Here is a 16,240-nt window from a genome sequence, read left to right as displayed (position 1 = left end):
GCTCGATATCCCAATCAGCCGGATGGAGTCGCGGTGGGTTTGCCCAAGATAGCGGTCGTGATCGCCCTGGCCCTGCTCATGACGCCGCGGCCTGCCGCCGCCGCGCCCGGCGAGGGCTTCGACGTCGTGCGCTACGACCTCGCCCTGAAGCCTGACATCCAGAACCGCACCGTCGCTGGCCGCGAGGTGATCCGGCTTCGCATCACGGGTGACGGACTCCAGCGCCTCGGCTTCTCGGGCAACGCCCTGACCGTCGACGGCGCCACGCTCGACGGCGCGCCCGTCACCGTCCGCTCCCAGGACGACGGTCTGCATTTCGACCTTCCCAAGCCGCTCGCGCGCGGCCGCACCGTCGAGCTGGCGTTGACCTATCATGGCCGACCAGCGCGCGGGCTGGCCGGTTCGGCGACCTCGCTCTACACGAGCTATTTCGCCTGCGACTGGATGATCTGCCTGCAGGACCAGTTCGGCGACAAGGCGGCGTTCTCGCTGACGCTGCACGTCCCGGCCGGCATGGACACGCTTTCCGTCGGCCGCAGGATCGCCCGCAAGCCCGCCCCGGACGGCGGGGAAATCCACCGCTGGACGGCGTCCCGGCCCTATTCGGCCTATCTCTTCGGCTTCGCGGTCGGCCGGTTCGCCCGCGCGGACGACCGCGTCGGATCAGCCAGGCTCGCCTATCTGAGCGAAGTGGCCGAACCGGTTGAACTGAAGCGGCGGTTCGCCGAGACCCGCCGCATGGTCCGGTTCCTGTCGGGCAAGGCGGGCATGCCTCTTCCCGTCCCGGAATACAGCCAGCTTCTGGTCAAGGGCCGGGACGCGCAGGAGGCGGCCTCCTACGCCGTGCTGGGGATCGACGCGTTGCCGACGACGGAGGGCGATCCGGCGGAAGACTGGGCCATCGTGCATGAGCTCGCCCATCAATGGTGGGGCAATCTCGTCACCTGCGCCACGCTCAAGGACTTCTGGCTCAACGAGGGCATTACGACCTTCATGACGGCCGCGTGGAAGGAGCACCGCTACGGTCGCGCCGCCTATGAGGCCGAACTGGCCGTGGCGCGAAGCCGGCTGGACAGGGCGCGGGCCGCCGGCTTCGACAAGCCGCTGGCCTGGGACGGGCCCTACCCAACCCTGGCGACGCGTCGGGCGGTCCAGTACAGCAAGGGCGCGCTCTTCATGGACCATCTGCGCGCCGTGCTGGGCGAGGACGCCTTCTGGGCCGGCTTGCGACGTTACACCCGCGCGCATGCCGGCGGTACGGTCACCAGCCTGGACCTGCAGAGAGCGATGGAAGCGTCCAGCGGCCGGGATCTGCGTCCGCTCTTTTCGGAATGGGTGTTCGCCCCGCCGCCCTACCCGCCCCGCTGACGCGCCGCGAAGTCGCGGCGGAACGCCTCGAACCGGCCTTCGGCGATCGCCGCGCGCATGGCCGCCGTCAGGGCCTGGAAGAAGGCGATGTTGTGCCAGGACAGCAGCACCTGGCCCAGGATCTCCTCGGCCTTGAACAGGTGGCGCAGATAGGCCTTGGAATAGTCGCGGCTGGCCGGGCATTCGCTGGCCTCGTCCAGCGGGTCCTCGTCCTCGGCGTAGCGGGCGTTCTTGATGTTGATCGCCCCGTCCCAGGTCCAGGCCTGGCCGTGGCGGCCCGAGCGGGTGGGCAGGACGCAGTCGAACATGTCGACGCCGCGATAGACCGCCTCGACCAGGTCGATCGGCTTGCCCACGCCCATCAGGTAGCGCGGCCGGTCGGCGGGCAGCATGGCCGGGGCGTAGTCCAGCACCTCGCACATCGCTTCATGTCCCTCGCCCACGGCGAGGCCGCCGAGGGCATAGCCGTCGAAGCCGATCTCCCGCAGGCGGTCCGACGATTCCTGGCGCAGGTTGCGGAAAGTCGAGCCCTGCTGGATGCCGAACAGGGCCTGCGTATCCCGCGTCCCGAAAGCGGCCTTCGAGCGCTTGCCCCAACGGGCCGACAGCTCCATGCCCTGGCGCGCCCTCGCCTCCTCGGCCGGCCAGGCCACGCACTCGTCCAACTGCATGACGATGTCGCTGCCCAGCAGGTCGGCCTGGATCTCCATCGACCGCTCGGGGCTGAGCACATGCTTGGAGCCGTCGATGTGGCTGGAGAAGGTGACGGCCTCCTCGGTGACCTTGCTGATCCCCGACAGGCTCATCACCTGGAAGCCGCCGCTGTCGGTCAGGATCGGCTTGTCCCAGCGCATGAACTTGTGCAGCCCGCCCAGGCGCTGCACCCGCTCGGCCGTCGGCCGCAGCATCAGGTGGTAGGTGTTGCCCAGGATGATGTCGGCGCCGGTGCCCTTAACCTGGTCGACGGTCAGGGCCTTGACCGTGGCCGCCGTGCCCACCGGCATGAAGGCCGGGGTGCGGATGTCGCCACGCGGGGTCTTCAGCACCCCGGTGCGGGCAGCGCCGTCGGTGGCGGAGATCTCGAAGGGAAAGGCGACCATCAGGCGTGCTCAAGATCGGCGCGGAACAGCAGGCTGCCGTCGCCGTAGGAATAGAAGCGATAGCCGGTGGCGATCGCGTGTTCGTAGGCCGCCCTCATCGTCGTCTGGCCGGCGAAGGCGCTGACCAGCATGAACAGGGTCGACTTGGGCAGGTGGAAATTGGTCATCAGCACGTCGGCGGCGCGGAAGCGGTAGCCGGGGGTGATGAAGATCGCCGTCTCGTCGGCGAACGGTCGCACAACGCCGTCCTCGCCCGTGGCGCTCTCCAGCAGCCGCAGGCTGGTGGTCCCGACGCAGACGATGCGCCCACCGGCGGCGCGGACGGCGTTCAGGGCGTCGGCCACCGCGGCGGGAACCTCGCCGAACTCGGCGTGCATCCGGTGCTCGGCGATCACGTCGGTCTTGACCGGCAGGAAGGTGCCCGCCCCGACGTGCAGGGTGACGAAGTGCAGCGACACGCCCCGGGCCTTCAGGCGCTCCAGCAGGTCGGGGGTGAAGTGCAGGCCGGCGGTCGGGGCGGCCACCGAGCCGTCCTCGCGGGCGTAGACGGTCTGGTAGTCGGCGCGGTCGCGGTCGTCCTCGGCCCGCTTGGCGGCGATGTAGGGCGGCAGCGGCATCTCGCCGTGGGCGGCCACGGCCAGGTCCAGGTCGACGCCGGCGAAGTCGAAAGCCAGCTCGATCTCGCCGCCCTCGTGCTTGGCGACCACGGTGGCGTCCAGCAGGCCGGCCTGGCAGGCGCGGTCCTGGTCGTGACCGAAGGCGATGCGGTCGCCCGCCTTCAGGCGCTTGCCCGGACGCATGAAGGCCAGCCAGCGGTCGGGCGCGATGCGGCGGTGCAGGGTAGCCTCGACCGCCACCGGCGATCCGTCCCCGCCCCCGGTCTCGCGCCCGGCCCGCCGGCCCATCAGCCGGGCCGGGATCACTCGGGTGTCGTTGAAGACCAGGGCGTCGCCCGGCCGCAGGAAGTCGGGCAACTCGCGCACGATCCGGTCTTCCAGGCCTTCCCCGGGCTTTACGACCAGCAGCCGCGCGGAATCCCGCGGCTCGGCCGGCCGCAGGGCGATCGCCTCGTCAGGCAGGTGGAAATCGAAGTCGGACAGGCGCATGGGGCGGCTTCAAGGCCACGACGGGGCGTCGAGGTCAAGCGCCGAGGCGGCGCGACCCGGCCAGGCTTCGATGGATATCCCTGATTCAGCCGCGCTCGAGGCCGCTGAACCGAAGCCCGCGATGACGGGTCGGATGCAGGTCTGTGACCGCCAATTCCGCAGCGTCGGTTTCAGAGCGTTCGGCGGCGACCCGCCGGGCGCGAACGTCATGCAGTCGTGCTAAGGGCGTGAGATGCGGCTGATCCTCCACCTCGCCAACCTGTTCCTGCGCGGCACCGCGCTCATGCTTTGCCTGGTGGGCGCGGTCGCCGGCCTGGCGTGCCTCGCCGGCGCGTTCAGCGACCGGCTCGACGCCCTGACCCACGCCGCGCCGCTGTGGATGGTCTGCAGCCTGCTGGGCCTGGTCCTGGCCGTCCTGGCCTCGCGCGACGATGAGCGTCGGGCGCTGGTGGCCGTCGCGGCCTTGGGCATCGCCGCCCTGGTCGTGCTGATGGCGCCCGAGCTGCTGTCGAGGCTCCGACCGCCCGAGACGCCGGCCAAGGGCGCCGCCACGCTGAAGCTGATCCAGTTCAACCTGTGGGCCGAGAACGACGCCCCGCAGGACACCGCGGCCTGGATCCTGAAGCAAAACGCCGACGTCGTGATCACCGAAGAGTCCGGCGGCAACGCCTGGCGGGTCCTGCGCGCGCTCAAGACGGCTTATCCGTACAGCACCAAGTGCCACGCCAAATACGGCTGCGACACCCGGATCCATAGCCGGTGGCCGATCGTGGACGAGCACGATTTCTATGGAGACGGCGAAAGCCTGGTCGCGACGCGGGCGACGCTGCGCCACCCCGGCGGCGACTTCACCGTAGTGGGGACGCACTTCGTCTGGCCCATCCCGGCCGGCCGCTGGCAGGCGCAAAGCCGCCTGTTGGCGGAAAAGGTCGCGCCCTTCGCCAAAGACAGCCTGATCGTGACCGGCGACTTCAACGCCACCCCGTGGTCGTGGAGCCTGCGCCGGCAGGACAAGGCCTTGGGCCTGGAGCGCCGCACCCGCGCCCTGGCCAGTTGGCCGACCGGCCAGTTCATTCGCATCGCCAAGGCCCCGTTCCCCGTCCTGCCGATCGACCAGGTCTATGCCGGCAAGGCGTGGAAGACGGTGAAGGTCGAGCGCGGCCCCAGCCTGGGCTCGGATCATCGGCCGGTGGTGGCGACCCTGGCTCGCTGAGGCCGATCAGCCGGCGAGCGCCCAGCAAAAAGGGCCCCGGTCTCCCGGGGCCCTTTTCAGTTTCAAGGCCGGGACGCTCAGGCGTCGGCGGCGATCTTGGCGCTGAGGATCTTGCCGGGGTTACGCGGCGGCTCGCCGGTCGGCAGGGAGTCGACGTTCTCCATGCCTTCGACCACCTGGCCCCAGACGGTGTACTGGTTGTCCAGGAAGGTGGCGTCGTCGAACACGATGAAGAACTGGCTGTTGGCCGAGTTCGGATCGGGCGTGCGGGCCATCGAGCAGACGCCGCGCACGTGCGGCTCCTTGGAGAACTCGGCCTTGATGTCGGGCTTGGCCGAGCCGCCGCGGCCGGTGCCGGTCGGGTCGCCGCCCTGGGCCATGAAGCCGGGGATCACGCGGTGGAAGACGACGCCGTCATAGAAGCCCTCGCGGACCAGTTCCTTGATGCGCTCGACATGGCCAGGGGCCAGGTCCGGGCGCAGCTTGATCGTGACGGGCCCGGTCTCGAGCGTCAGCAACAGGGTGTTTTCGAGGTCGGCCGACATGGTCATCCCTTGAGGATTGGAGGAGTCGCAAGGCTTCTAGCCCGCTTTCCGCGAGGGGGAAACCGCGCGGTTGCATCCCGAACGCGGATCAATCGCCACGGCCCCGCTTCATGGCTAGCGGACATCGACCGCCAGATCGAGGTCGCAGACCGAGAAGTCCGCGCCCCGGGCCGCGCGCTTGCGGGCGATCTCGGCCTTGAACCAGGGGCTGGCGGCGTCCACCACCCGGACGCTGGGCCGTTCTGCCGGCGGGATGTCGGCCAGCAGCCGCACCTTGATCATCCGGTCCTGCGGCGCGGCCACGGGCTCGCCGGTCTTGATGGCCCGCACCACGTCCAGCCCGACCAGGACCCGGCCGAAGGCGGTGTAGCGCTTGTCCAGCGACGGATAGGGCTGGCGCATCAGGAAGAACTGGCTGTTGGCCGAATCGACGTCCTCGTCGCGGGCCTCGCCGACCACGCCGGGACAGTAGGTTCCCCAGGCCGAGACCTTCTTGTCCGAGGTCACCTGCGCCCAGCTCCAGGCCTGGCTGACCACCGGCAGCGACTTGAGCAGGCCCACCTCGGTCCCGGCCGGGGCGGCGGCGGCCACGAACGGCGTCGCGGCGTCGCGGCGGAAGGTGAACTCGGCCTTCAGGTTGGGCTTCTTCGTGCCGCCCTCCCCGGTGTCGTCCGGATCGCCGGTCTGGGCCATGAAGCGGTCGATCACCCGGAAGAAGGTCCGGCCGTCATAGACTCCCTCGCGGGTCAGCTCCTGGAACCGCGCCACGTGGCCAGGCGCGACCTCGGGGACCAGTTCCAGGATCACCCGGCCCTTGCTGGTGTCGATCACCACCACGTCCTCGGGCGCCGGGGCCCGCCATTCGGCGGCTGTCGGCGGCGCGACCTTGGGCGCGGCCTGGGCCGCGCCGAGCGCGACGAGGCTCGAAAGGACGGCGACGGCGGCGACCGGCGGGCGGACCATCACTTCACCTTCACCGGCACGTCGACGTCGCAAGGCCCGAAGGCGCCGCCCATCTCGGCCCGCTTCTTCTCGACCAGCGCCGCGAAGGCGGCCGAACGGGTGTCCATCACCTGGATGGACGGGCGCTGGGCGGCGGGCAGGTCGGACAGCACGCGGACGGTCAGCATCTTGTCCTGCGGATCGGGCACGGGCTCGCCGGTCTTGATCGCCCGGATGGCCTCCAGGCCCGTCAGGGCGCGGCCGAACGGCGTGTAGGTCTTCTCCAGCGAGGCGTAATGCTGGCGCATGAAGAAGAACTGGCTGTTGGCGCTGTCGGGGTCGTTGGCCCGGGCCATGCCCAGAACGCCGGGGCAGAAGGCGCCCCAGGCGGCGACCTTGCCGTCGGCGGTCATGGCCGCCAGGGCGCTGTTCTGGCTGTACACCGGCAGCGCGCCGACGAAGCCCATCTCGACCGTCCCGGCCTTGCCCGCGGGGGCGTAGCCGGGGCCGCGGCGGAACAGGAACTCGGCCGCCAGGTTGGGCTGGTCGGACCCGCCGGTGCCGTCGTTCTTGGGATCGCCCGTCTGCGCCATGAAGCTGTCGATGACCCGGAAGAAGGTCAGGCCGTCGTAGAAGTGGGCCTTGGCCAGGTCGCGCACCCGCGCCACGTGGTTGGGCGCGGTCTCGGGCGACAGCTCGACGATGATCCGGCCCTTGTTGGTGTCGACCACCAGGATGTTCTCGGGGTCGGGCGTCCGCCAGTCGGAGGCCTGCTGGGCGCTGGCGGCCGAGGCCGCGGTAAGCGCCAGGACGGCGGCGATGGACGCAAGCTTCATGGAGATCCCCGATAGAACTGACCCCACGGCGTAGAACGCCGCCGCGTGGACGACAAGTGGCGCCGCGTTAGAGCGGAAGATTCCGGCGAGTTTCCGGCGCGCGGCTTGGCGCCCTCATGCGGAAGACCGCTGAGCTATCCGTAAGGGCAAGCGACGGCTTTAGGGCCTTGCGATCCTCCCGCCCGTCATTGGCGCGGCGACCCCGGTCGTTCCCGGGAAGCTGATCGGCAGGCCCCGCGCGGTGCGGGCGGCCAGGAAGGCGAAGGCTTCGGCCTCAATAGCGTCGCCGCGCCAGCCGACCGCCTCGGCGGTGCGCACCGGCACCGGGGCGCGGTCGGCCAGGGCCTTCATGATCTGCGGATTGTGACGGCCGCCGCCGCAGACGATCAGGGCGTCCGGATGCTGGCCGTGCTCGAAGGCCTTGACGACCGCCTCGGCGGTGAAGGCCACCAGGGTCGCGGCGGCGTCCTCGGCCGACAGGTGGTCGACCAGATGCAGCGGAAAATCGTAGCGATCCAGCGACTTGGGGGCCGGTCCGGAGAAATAGTCGCTGGCCAGGAATGTCGCCAGCACGGCGTCGTCGACAAGGCCCGCCGCCGCCAGCCGGCCGTTGTCGTCGAAGCGGCCCAGGCCCCGGGCCTGCAGCATCAGGTCGATCATGCCGTTGCCCGGGCCGGTGTCGAAGGCCAGCAGGTCGCCGTCGGGACCGATCAGGGTGATGTTGGCCACGCCGCCGACGTTCAGCGCCGCCACCGGCGCCGCCAGGCCCGAGGCCTGGGCCCGGGCGGCGTGGTAGACCGGGGCCAGCGGCGCCCCCTGCCCGCCCGCCGCAACGTCGGCGGTGCGGAAATCGAACGCCACCGGCCGCCCGCAGGCCCTGGCCAGCCCCTCGGCGTCGAGCAACTGTACGGTTCGGCCGATCCGGCCCGGATGAGGCCGCTCGTGCAGCACCGTCTGGCCATGCACGCCCAGCAGGTCAAATTCCGCCCAGGCCAGCCCATGCTCGGCCAGGAAACTCTCGGCGGCCTGGAAATGCTCGTCGGCCACCGCCTGGGCGGCCTCTTCGAAGATCTCCGGCGGCGGCCGGTCGCGCGGCCAGCCGCGGGCGACCTCGGTGGCGACCAGCAGCAGGTCGCGGGTCTCCTCGCGCAGCTTGCGCTCGCCCGCCGGCCCGAAGGCCTGGATGGTTTCGCCGTCGGTCTCGAGCACCGCCATGTCGACCGCGTCGAGCGAGGTGCCGGTCATGAATCCCAGGATACGCATGGTCCGGTTGACTGCCACGCCCCGGCCCGGCTAGCTAGGCCCCATGATCGATCGCCGTCGCCCGACCCGCGCCTATTACCGCCCGCTGTCCTAGCGGGACGTCGACCGATCATGTCGATGCGCCCGCCCCACCGGCGACGCGTCAGGCCAGCGAACGTCTCCGGATCCCTTTCCAGGAGACTTCCACGATGAAACCCTCGCCACAGACCGCCTCCCCCGTGCTAGACGCGCGGTCACCCGAACGCCCGGCGCCGGAATCCCGCGCGCCCGAACTAGAGAGTCCCGCCATGTCCGCCGCCGCGTCCTTCAAGTCGGAATTCCTCCAGACCCTGCAGGCCCGCGGCTACATCCACCAGATCACCCATCCGGACGAGCTGGACGCGGCCGCCGCCGGCGGGATCGTCACCGCTTATATCGGCTTTGACGCCACCGCGCCCTCGCTGCACGTGGGCAGCCTGATCCAGATCATGATGCTGCGCCGCCTGCAGCAGGCCGGCCACAAGCCGATCGTCCTGATGGGCGGCGGCACCACCAAGGTCGGGGACCCGACCGGCAAGGACGAGAGCCGCAAGCTGCTGTCGGACGCCGACATCGCCGCCAACATCGCCGGCATCAAGCAGGTGTTCGCCAAGTTCCTGACCTTCGGCGACGGGCCGACCGACGCCATCATGGTCGACAACGACGCCTGGCTCAGCAAGTTCGGCTACGTGCAGTTCCTGCGCGACTACGGCGTGCACTTCACGGTCAACCGGATGCTGGCCTTCGACTCGGTCAAGCTGCGGCTGGAGCGCGAGCAGCCGATGACCTTCCTCGAATTCAACTACATGCTGATGCAGGCAGTCGACTTCCTCGAACTGAACCGCGCCCACGGCTGCGTGCTGCAGATGGGCGGCTCGGACCAGTGGGGCAACATCCTCAACGGCGTCGAACTGACGCGCCGCGTCGACCAGAAGGCCGCCTTCGGCCTGACCACCCCGCTGCTGGCCACCGCCTCGGGCGCCAAGATGGGCAAGACCATGTCGGGCGCGGTCTGGCTGAACGCCGACGCCCTGAGCCCCTACGACTACTGGCAGTTCTGGCGCAACACCGAGGACGCCGATGTCGGCCGGTTCCTGAAGCTGTTCACCGACCTGCCGCTGGATCGCGTCGCCGAGCTGGAGGCCCTGCCCGGCGCCCAGATCAACGAGGCCAAGAAGGTGCTGGCCGACGAGGCGACGCGGATGGCGCACGGCGAGGACGAAGCCCGCAAGGCCCGCGACGCCGCCGAGAAGGCCTTCGAGCAGGGCGCGCTGTCGGCCGACCTGCCGACGTTTGAGGTCGCCGCCGCGGACCTGAAGACCGGGATCGTCCTGGCCAACCTGTTCGCCGACGCCGGCCTGGCCGCCTCGCGCGGCGAGGCCCGGCGCCTGGCCCAGGGCGGCGGGGTCAAGGTCAACGACAAGGCCGAGCCCGACGCCAACCGCGTGGTCACCGAGGCCGACCTCGTCGACGGCGTCGTCAAGCTGGCGGCGGGCAAGAAGAAGATCGTGCTTGTGAAACCCATCTAATCTCCGCTCATCCCGGCGAATGCCGGGACCCAGATCCCATGGCGGTGGGTATGACTGGAATGGCTCGGAGCTTCTGGCGTCAGCCGCACCGCCATTCCATCTGGGTCCCGGCATTCGCCGGGATGAGCGGTTCAAAGTTGAGGACATGACAATGACGCAAGACCTGCAGCCCGGCGACAAGGCCCCTGATTTCGACCTGGCCACCGACACCGGCCGGATCAGCCTTTCCAGCCTGAGGGGCAAGGCCGTCGTGCTCTACTTCTACCCCAAGGACGACACCGCCGGCTGCACCTCGGAAGCGCTTCAGTTCTCGTCCGAGGTCGAGGAATTCGCCAAGCTGGGCGCGGTAATCGTCGGGGTCTCCAAGGACAGCGTCGCCTCGCACGCCAAGTTCCGCAAGAAGCACGACCTGACCGTCGAGCTGGCCGCCGACCCCACCGGCGAGACCGTCGAGGCCTATGGCGCTTGGGTCGAGAAGAGCATGTACGGCCGCAAGTACATGGGCATCGACCGCTCGACCTTCCTGATCGACCGCGAGGGCGTGATCCGCAACGTCTGGCGCAAGGTCAAGGTGCCCAACCACATCAAGGCGGTGCTGGCGGCGGCGCGAGCCCTGAAAGAAGGCGCGGGCAAATAACGGTGTGGCTTTCCCGCCTCAGGCGTGCGGTCATCGCAACAATGCCGCGGGCCGACGATGGAACTCGGGCACGGAACCTTCTAACGATTGAATCGCCAAGGCAAAAAGCCGCCCTGCGTCCATGCTTGGCGCGAAGTATCTTGCGCGTTTCCGCTTTCTCGTTGCATATCGCCGGGACCTTGAAAACGGGGGTTTCCTAGGGCGATGGCGATCACGCGCTTCAAGCGAATCCGACAATCCCTGGAAGACCTCTTCCCCGAGCGGCACCTCTATGTGCGCTCCGGCGGCGAGATGCGCGGCTACGTTTTCTCCACCGGCAAGCAGCTGATGTGCGCCGCCGGCGTCGCCGCGGCGGCCCTGTGGATGGGCGTCTGCACCGCCTCGATGATGGTCAACGTCCTGTCGGTCAGCTCGACCGACCAGGTGGTCATCAAGCAGAAGGCCTATTACGAGCGCCTCAACGCCGATCGCCAGGCCCGCCTGAACAGCGCCATGGTGCAGCTGTCGGCCAGCAGCGGCTCGCTGGACGAACTGGCCAACTCGGTCGAGAAACGCCACGCCGCCCTGGCCCTGCTGGTCAGCGACTTCCGCGGCGTGCCGGGCGCGGCCCAGGCCCTGCAGGTCGCCAAGCCGCGCCTGCCCGGGGCCTCGCCGGTCGAGCGCATCCAGGCCACGCGCATGGACCAGGAGCGGCTGATCGACGCCGCCGAGACCTTCGCCAAGAGCCGGGCCGAGCGCCTGCGCCTGGCCATGCGGATGGCCGGCCTCGACGCCGGCGACTTCGTCAGCCGCGACGGCGGCTCGCTGGGCGGCCCGCTGATCGAGGCCAAGGACCCCCGAGCCCTGGCCGCCGTGCTCGACGTCGACGAGGACTTCGCCGGCCGGATCCAGCACGCGGCCACCGACATGTCGGACATGCGCCAGCTGAGCGCCGCCTCGCAACAGCTGCCCTTCTACCGGCCGACCAACAATCCGGCGCTGAGCAGCAGCTACGGCGTCCGCTTCGATCCCTTCACCCATCGCCCGGCCTTCCATTCCGGCCTGGACTTCCCCGGCGCGTTCTACACGCCGATCATGGCGACCGCGCCGGGCGTGATCTCGTTCGTCGGCGTGCGCTCGGGCTATGGCAACGTGGTCGAGATCGACCATGGCAACGGCTTCAAGACCCGCTACGCCCACCTGCAGGCCTCTTCGGTCCGGGTCGGCCAGCGCGTGGCCATCGGCCAGCGCATCGCGGCCATGGGCTCGACCGGCCGCTCGACCGGTCCGCATCTGCACTACGAAGTATGGGTCAACGGTCGGGCTCAGAACCCGAACCGCTTCTTGAAGGCTGGTGAGTATGTTCAGCAAGCAAGCTAAGGCGTCCAAGGGCTCGGTTCATATCGAACCGCTGCCCATGTCCATGGCGCCCGCCACGGCCGAGACCGGCCGCAAGGCCCAGCCGAAGGTGGCGTCCCTGGTCTCCCCCGACATCACCATCGAAGGCGGCATCACCGGCGACGGCGAACTGCAGATCGACGGCGTGGTGCGCGGCGACGTGCGGGTAGGCCGGCTGACGATTGGGGAAACCGGCCACGTCGAAGGCTCGATCTACGCCGAGGCGGTCGAGGTCCGCGGTCGCGTCGTCGGCGCGATCACCGCCAAGCAGGTTCGCCTCTACGGCACCGCCTATATCGACGGCGACATCACCCACGAGCAGCTGGCGATGGAAACCGGGGCCTTCTTCCAGGGGCGTAGCCTGAAGTTCCAGCGTCCAGCCGCCCCACAGGCCCAACCGGCTCCCCCGGCGATGCTGGAATCCAAGCCCGCCGGCTAGAAACAAGAACGCCCCGGATCGCTCCGGGGCGTTTTGCCTTGCGGCCGGCGGCCAGGCTAGAGCATCGCGCGGAAAAGTGGATGCCGGTTTTCCGCAAAAGCGATGCGAAAACAAAAATCTAGAGCAAACCGCGCGATTCCTATATCGCGCGGTTTGCTCTAGATCTGGGCGTCCCGGGTCGCCCCTACCCGCTGGGCCAGCGAAGCGCCCATGAACTGGTCGAGGTCGCCGTCCAGGACGCCCTGGGTGTCGGACGTCTCGACATTGGTCCGCAGGTCCTTGACCATCTGGTAGGGCTGCAGGACATAGCTGCGGATCTGGTGACCCCAGCCGATATCGGTCTTCTGGTCCTCGAGCGCCTGCTGGGCGGCTTCCCGCTTCTGCAGTTCGGCCTCGTACAGCCGGGCGCGCAGCATCTTCCAGGCTTCCTCGCGGTTCTGGTGCTGCGAGCGGCCGGCCTGGCAGGCCACCGCGATGCCGGTTGGGATGTGCGTCAGCCGCACGGCCGAGTCGGTCTTGTTGATGTGCTGCCCGCCGGCCCCGGAGGCCCGATAGGTGTCAGTGCGCACGTCCGATGGGTTGATCTCGATCTCGATCGTGTCGTCGACCACCGGATAAACCCAGGCCGAGGCGAAGCTGGTGTGGCGCTTGGCGGCGGCGTCGTAGGGACTGATCCGCACCAGGCGGTGGACGCCCGCCTCCGTCTTCAGCCAGCCATAGGCGTTCGTCCCCTTGACCAGCAGGGTCGCCGACTTGATCCCGACCTGGTCGCCCGAGGTCTCTTCGACCAGTTCGACGCTCATGCCATGGGCGTTGGCCCAGCGGCTGTACATGCGCAGCAGCATGCCGGCCCAGTCGCAGGATTCGGTGCCGCCGGCCCCGGAGTTGATTTCGACATAGCAGTCGTTGCCATCGGCCTCGCCGGACAGCAGAGCCTCCAGTTCGGCGCGGCCGGCGCGTTCCTTGAGGTCCTTGAGCTGGGCGCGGGCGTCCTCCAGCAGGGCCTCGTCGCCCTCCATGTCGGCCAGTTCGGCGTATTCCAGCGCGTCCTTCAGGCCGCGTTCCAGCACCTGCACGGCCTCGACGCGAGCGGCCAGGCCGGCGCGTTCGCGGGAGACGGCCTGGGCTTCCGCCGGGCGGTCCCAAAGGGTCGGGTCCTCGACCCGGGCGTTCAGCTCATCGAGCTTTCTAAGGGCGACATCCCAGTCAAAGACGCCTCCTGAGCAGCCCAACGGACTGCTCGATGTCAGCCGCGGAGGCCTCGACATCCGGTCTCATCACGTTGCTCCGTGACAGTGTTGAAGGGCGCGGGACATAGCCCGCGCCCGGAGTCGGCGCAATGACCCCGGATGAATTGGGCGACGATTAATAGAGCCCGCTGATGTCCGGCGCCTGGGGCGGCGGCTTGGCGGGCCCCTGGGTGGGAGCCGGTCCGATCTGGCCGTCCGGCCAGGCCTGGCCGTAGGGCTGCGGTCCGCTGGTCTCGGTCGGCACGAAGACCTTTGGCTCGGTGCCTGGGCGGAACGCCTCGCGGATGCCGCGCACCATGGCGAACTTGGCGTTGGCGGGCGCCTTGAACTCGGTCTTGGGCTGGCCCTTCAGCGCCTCGCGCATGAAGTCCATGAAGATCGGCACCGGGCCGGTCGCGCCCGTCTCGCCCTCGCCCAACGAGCGGTTGTCGTCGAAGCCGATGAAGACGCCGACCACCAGGCTGGGCGAATAGCCCATGAACCAGGCGCTGCGGTATTCGTTCGTGGTGCCGGTCTTGCCGGCCAGCGGATAGCCCAGCGAGCTGGCCTGGGCCGCGGTGCCGCGCTGGACCACGCCCTGCAGCATCGAGGTGATCTGGTAGGCGGTGATCGGGTCCATGACCTGTTCGCCCAGCGCCGGAATGCGCGGGCTCTCGTCGCCGTTGAAGCCGGCGTTGCAGCGGACGCAGTCGCGCTTGTCGGCGCGGAAGATCACCTTGCCCTCGCGGTCCTGCACCAGTTCGATCAGGTGCGGCTCGACGCGGCGGCCGCCGTTGACGAACGGGGTGTAGGCCGTGGTCAGCTTGAACGGCGTGGTCTCGCCCGCGCCCAGGGCCATGGCCAGCACCGGGGCCATGTCGCGAGTCACGCCGGTCTTCTTGGCGGTTTCGACGATCTTCTTCATGCCGACGCTCTGGGCCAGGCGCACGGTCATGGCGTTGATCGACTGCTCCAGGCCCTTGCGCAGCGGCAGGGCGCCGTAGAACTTCTTGTGATAGTTCTCCGGGCTCCAGTCCTGGCCGTTGGCCCCCTTCAGCGTGATGGCGCTGTCGACCACCACGCTGGCCGGCGTGTAGCCGTTCTCCAGGGCCGTGGCGTAGACGAAGGGCTTGAAGGCCGAACCCGGCTGGCGCATCGCCTGGGTGGCGCGATTGAAGTTCGACAGCGAGAAGCTGTAGCCGCCGACCAGGGCCACCACGCGGCCTGTATAAGGCTCCATGGCCACCAGGGCGCCGTTGACGATGGGAACCTGGCGCAGGCGATAGGCCGCCGAGCCGTCCGGCTTCTCGACGAACACCAGGTCGCCGACCTTGAGACCCTTGGTGGCGTTGGCCCAGGCCATGTCCTCGCCGGCGATCGTCCCCTCGCCTTCGCCCTTGGCCAGGCGGACGCCGCCCGAGCCCGAGGTGACGATGGCCGGCCGCCAGCCGCGGCGCTCGGCGGCCGGGGCCTTCTTCAGCGCCTGCTTTTCCCAGTCGACGTCCAGGGTTTCCACATGGCCCCAGGCGCCGCGCCAGCCATGGCGACGGTCGTACTTTTCCAGGCCTTCCATCAGCGCCACCCGAGCCGCGGTCTGCAGCCGGGGATCCAGAGTGGTGCGCATATAGTAGCCGCCCTCGTTGAGGCGCGGGCCGAGGGTGGCGACGCCGCGCTGGCGCACCTCCTCGACGAAATAGTCGGCGTCACGATAGGCGGCGCGCTTGGGGGCTGGCTGGACGACGAGGTCCTCGGCCATCGCCCTCCTGGCGTCGGCCTGGCTGACCCAGCCCAGGTCGGCCATCTGGCCCAGGATCCAGTCGCGGCGGGCCTTGGCCTTGGCCTTGTTGCGGATCGGATGATAGTTGTCCGGCCCCTTGGGCAGCGCCGCCAGGAAGGCGCTTTCGGCCAGGGTCAGCTCGGGCAGCGACTTGCCGAAATAGTTGTAGGCGGCCGCGCCGACGCCGTACGAGCGATAGCCCAGCCAGATCTCGTTCAGGTACAGCTCGAGGATCTGCTGCTTGTCGAGCGACTGCTCGAGGCGGTGCGCCAGGATCGCTTCCTTGAACTTGCGCCCGACCGTCGCGTCGCTGGTCAGCAGCACGTTCTTGGCCACCTGCTGGGTGATCGTCGAGCCGCCCTCGAGGCGCCGACCACGCGCGGCGTTGCCGACATTGTTGAGCATGGCCCGCGAGAAACCGCCGACATCGACGCCGCCATGCTTGAAGAAGTTGTGGTCCTCGGCCGCCAGGAAGGCCTGGGCCAGCTGGGTCGGGATCTGGTCGTAGGGCACGAAGATCCGGCGCTCTTTGGAATATTCGCCAATCAGGGTGCCGTCCCACGCATAGACGCGCGTGGCGGTCGGCGGACGATAGTCCTGCAGTTCGCCCGCGTCGGGCATGTCGTGGAACAGCCAGGCGGCGTAGATGGCGATGGCGAAGCCGGCCACGGCGATCGCGGACAGCACCGTGACACCGGCGATGGCGATCCATCGTTGTCTGGGCTTCACGTCCACGCCGCCTCCGTCGGGCGACGCACTTTCGCCCGCTCCGTTCGAATCCTCTAGAGCGCGATCGGCAAAAACGTAAGCGGTTTTGCGGTCACGGGGAGCGGCCGCGTCCGAAGCGCCCTCCTCCCGATG

General features: G+C 69.1%; 14 protein-coding genes. 6 read left to right on the top strand and 8 right to left on the bottom strand.

Annotation, left to right across the window (positions count from 1 at the left end; all coding sequences use genetic code 11):
- Positions 1–39: 39 nt before the first annotated feature.
- Entirely contained in the window at positions 40–1,368 is a 1,329-nt protein-coding gene (locus ACSQ2G_RS12215) for a M1 family metallopeptidase (protein ID WP_436031168.1), read from the top strand.
- Here the strand turns inward: ACSQ2G_RS12215 and tgt are convergent.
- The gene (gene tgt / locus ACSQ2G_RS12210) at positions 1,353–2,468 is read right to left on the bottom strand and encodes a tRNA guanosine(34) transglycosylase Tgt (RefSeq protein WP_436031166.1); all 1,116 of its coding nucleotides are present in this window, start codon (positions 2,466–2,468) and stop codon (positions 1,353–1,355) included. The two genes, ACSQ2G_RS12215 and tgt, sit on opposite strands and share 16 nt — an antisense overlap.
- Positions 2,468–3,574: a tRNA preQ1(34) S-adenosylmethionine ribosyltransferase-isomerase QueA gene (gene queA, locus ACSQ2G_RS12205; protein ID WP_436031164.1), complete on the bottom strand. Its 1,107-nt coding sequence runs from the start codon at positions 3,572–3,574 to the stop codon at positions 2,468–2,470. The genes tgt and queA overlap by 1 nt, the downstream gene beginning before the upstream one ends.
- A 232-nt stretch (positions 3,575–3,806) precedes the next feature.
- On the opposite strand from queA, the gene ACSQ2G_RS12200 reads away from it, so the two are divergent.
- Positions 3,807–4,787: an endonuclease/exonuclease/phosphatase family protein gene (locus tag ACSQ2G_RS12200; protein ID WP_436031162.1), complete on the top strand. Its 981-nt coding sequence runs from the start codon at positions 3,807–3,809 to the stop codon at positions 4,785–4,787.
- 77 nt (positions 4,788–4,864) lie between these two features.
- On the opposite strand, the gene ACSQ2G_RS12195 is transcribed toward ACSQ2G_RS12200, so the two are convergent.
- The 4 genes from ACSQ2G_RS12195 to ACSQ2G_RS12180 all read right to left on the bottom strand — a co-directional run bounded on the left by ACSQ2G_RS12195 (position 4,865) and on the right by ACSQ2G_RS12180 (position 8,373).
- Positions 4,865–5,332 carry a peptidylprolyl isomerase gene (locus tag ACSQ2G_RS12195; protein WP_310079064.1) on the bottom strand — a complete coding sequence of 156 codons (468 nt, stop codon included), beginning with the start codon at positions 5,330–5,332 and terminating at the stop codon, positions 4,865–4,867.
- Positions 5,333–5,446: 114 nt separating this feature from the next.
- Positions 5,447–6,295 carry a peptidylprolyl isomerase gene (locus ACSQ2G_RS12190; protein WP_436031160.1) on the bottom strand — a complete coding sequence of 283 codons (849 nt, stop codon included), beginning with the start codon at positions 6,293–6,295 and terminating at the stop codon, positions 5,447–5,449.
- The gene (locus tag ACSQ2G_RS12185) at positions 6,295–7,110 is read right to left on the bottom strand and encodes a peptidylprolyl isomerase (protein ID WP_436031158.1); all 816 of its coding nucleotides are present in this window, start codon (positions 7,108–7,110) and stop codon (positions 6,295–6,297) included. The genes ACSQ2G_RS12190 and ACSQ2G_RS12185 overlap by 1 nt, the downstream gene beginning before the upstream one ends.
- Positions 7,111–7,269: 159 nt before the next feature.
- Positions 7,270–8,373: an anhydro-N-acetylmuramic acid kinase gene (locus ACSQ2G_RS12180; protein ID WP_436031156.1), complete on the bottom strand. Its 1,104-nt coding sequence runs from the start codon at positions 8,371–8,373 to the stop codon at positions 7,270–7,272.
- A 287-nt stretch (positions 8,374–8,660) separates the two neighbouring features.
- Here ACSQ2G_RS12180 and tyrS point away from each other — a divergent pair, with 287 nt between their 5' ends.
- The 4 genes from tyrS to ACSQ2G_RS12160 all read left to right on the top strand — a co-directional run bounded on the left by tyrS (position 8,661) and on the right by ACSQ2G_RS12160 (position 12,373).
- A complete protein-coding gene (gene tyrS, locus ACSQ2G_RS12175; protein ID WP_436031154.1) occupies positions 8,661–9,920 on the top strand; it encodes a tyrosine--tRNA ligase in 1,260 nt (419 codons plus the stop codon).
- Between the two features lie 151 nt (positions 9,921–10,071).
- Complete coding sequence (locus ACSQ2G_RS12170; RefSeq protein ID WP_436031152.1) at positions 10,072–10,557, top strand: peroxiredoxin; 486 nt, start codon at positions 10,072–10,074, stop codon at positions 10,555–10,557.
- A 204-nt stretch (positions 10,558–10,761) separates the two neighbouring features.
- Positions 10,762–11,916, top strand: a complete 1,155-nt coding sequence (locus ACSQ2G_RS12165; protein ID WP_310078803.1) for a M23 family metallopeptidase — start codon at positions 10,762–10,764, stop codon at positions 11,914–11,916.
- Positions 11,897–12,373: a bactofilin family protein gene (locus ACSQ2G_RS12160; RefSeq protein ID WP_436031150.1), complete on the top strand. Its 477-nt coding sequence runs from the start codon at positions 11,897–11,899 to the stop codon at positions 12,371–12,373. Before ACSQ2G_RS12165 ends, ACSQ2G_RS12160 begins: the two co-directional genes overlap by 20 nt.
- Positions 12,374–12,531: 158 nt before the next feature.
- Here the strand turns inward: ACSQ2G_RS12160 and prfB are convergent.
- Together prfB and ACSQ2G_RS12150 are read right to left on the bottom strand one after the other, a co-directional pair.
- A protein-coding gene (gene prfB / locus ACSQ2G_RS12155) for a peptide chain release factor 2 (RefSeq protein WP_436031148.1) occupies positions 12,532–13,651 on the bottom strand; the annotation gives its coding sequence in 2 pieces (ribosomal slippage) (positions 12,532–13,581 and positions 13,583–13,651; 1,119 coding nt in all).
- A gap of 87 nt (positions 13,652–13,738) precedes the next feature.
- Positions 13,739–16,114 (bottom strand): penicillin-binding protein 1A, encoded by a 2,376-nt coding sequence (locus tag ACSQ2G_RS12150; protein WP_436031146.1) that lies wholly within the window; start codon positions 16,112–16,114, stop codon positions 13,739–13,741.
- Positions 16,115–16,240 lie beyond the last annotated feature (126 nt).

The sequence above is a fragment of the Caulobacter sp. LjRoot300 genome (assembly GCF_964253875.1).
Lineage (GTDB): Bacteria > Pseudomonadota > Alphaproteobacteria > Caulobacterales > Caulobacteraceae > Caulobacter.
Note: the sequence above shows the minus strand (reverse complement) of the source record. Positions and strands in the feature narration are given on the sequence as shown.

Bases quoted from the DNA above. Each gene is read 5' to 3' on its own strand.
- tgt (WP_436031166.1), bottom strand. From the start codon at position 2,468: ATGGTCGCCTTTCCCTTCGAGATCTCCGCCACCGACGGCGCTGCCCGC.
- queA (WP_436031164.1), bottom strand. From the start codon at position 3,574: ATGCGCCTGTCCGACTTCGATTTCCACCTGCCTGACGAGGCGATCGCC.
- ACSQ2G_RS12200 (WP_436031162.1), top strand. From the start codon at position 3,807: ATGCGGCTGATCCTCCACCTCGCCAACCTGTTCCTGCGCGGCACCGCG.
- ACSQ2G_RS12195 (WP_310079064.1), bottom strand. From the start codon at position 5,332: ATGTCGGCCGACCTCGAAAACACCCTGTTGCTGACGCTCGAGACCGGG.
- ACSQ2G_RS12190 (WP_436031160.1), bottom strand. From the start codon at position 6,295: ATGGTCCGCCCGCCGGTCGCCGCCGTCGCCGTCCTTTCGAGCCTCGTC.
- ACSQ2G_RS12185 (WP_436031158.1), bottom strand. From the start codon at position 7,110: ATGAAGCTTGCGTCCATCGCCGCCGTCCTGGCGCTTACCGCGGCCTCG.
- ACSQ2G_RS12180 (WP_436031156.1), bottom strand. From the start codon at position 8,373: ATGCGTATCCTGGGATTCATGACCGGCACCTCGCTCGACGCGGTCGAC.
- tyrS (WP_436031154.1), top strand. From the start codon at position 8,661: ATGTCCGCCGCCGCGTCCTTCAAGTCGGAATTCCTCCAGACCCTGCAG.
- ACSQ2G_RS12170 (WP_436031152.1), top strand. From the start codon at position 10,072: ATGACGCAAGACCTGCAGCCCGGCGACAAGGCCCCTGATTTCGACCTG.
- ACSQ2G_RS12165 (WP_310078803.1), top strand. From the start codon at position 10,762: ATGGCGATCACGCGCTTCAAGCGAATCCGACAATCCCTGGAAGACCTC.
- ACSQ2G_RS12160 (WP_436031150.1), top strand. From the start codon at position 11,897: ATGTTCAGCAAGCAAGCTAAGGCGTCCAAGGGCTCGGTTCATATCGAA.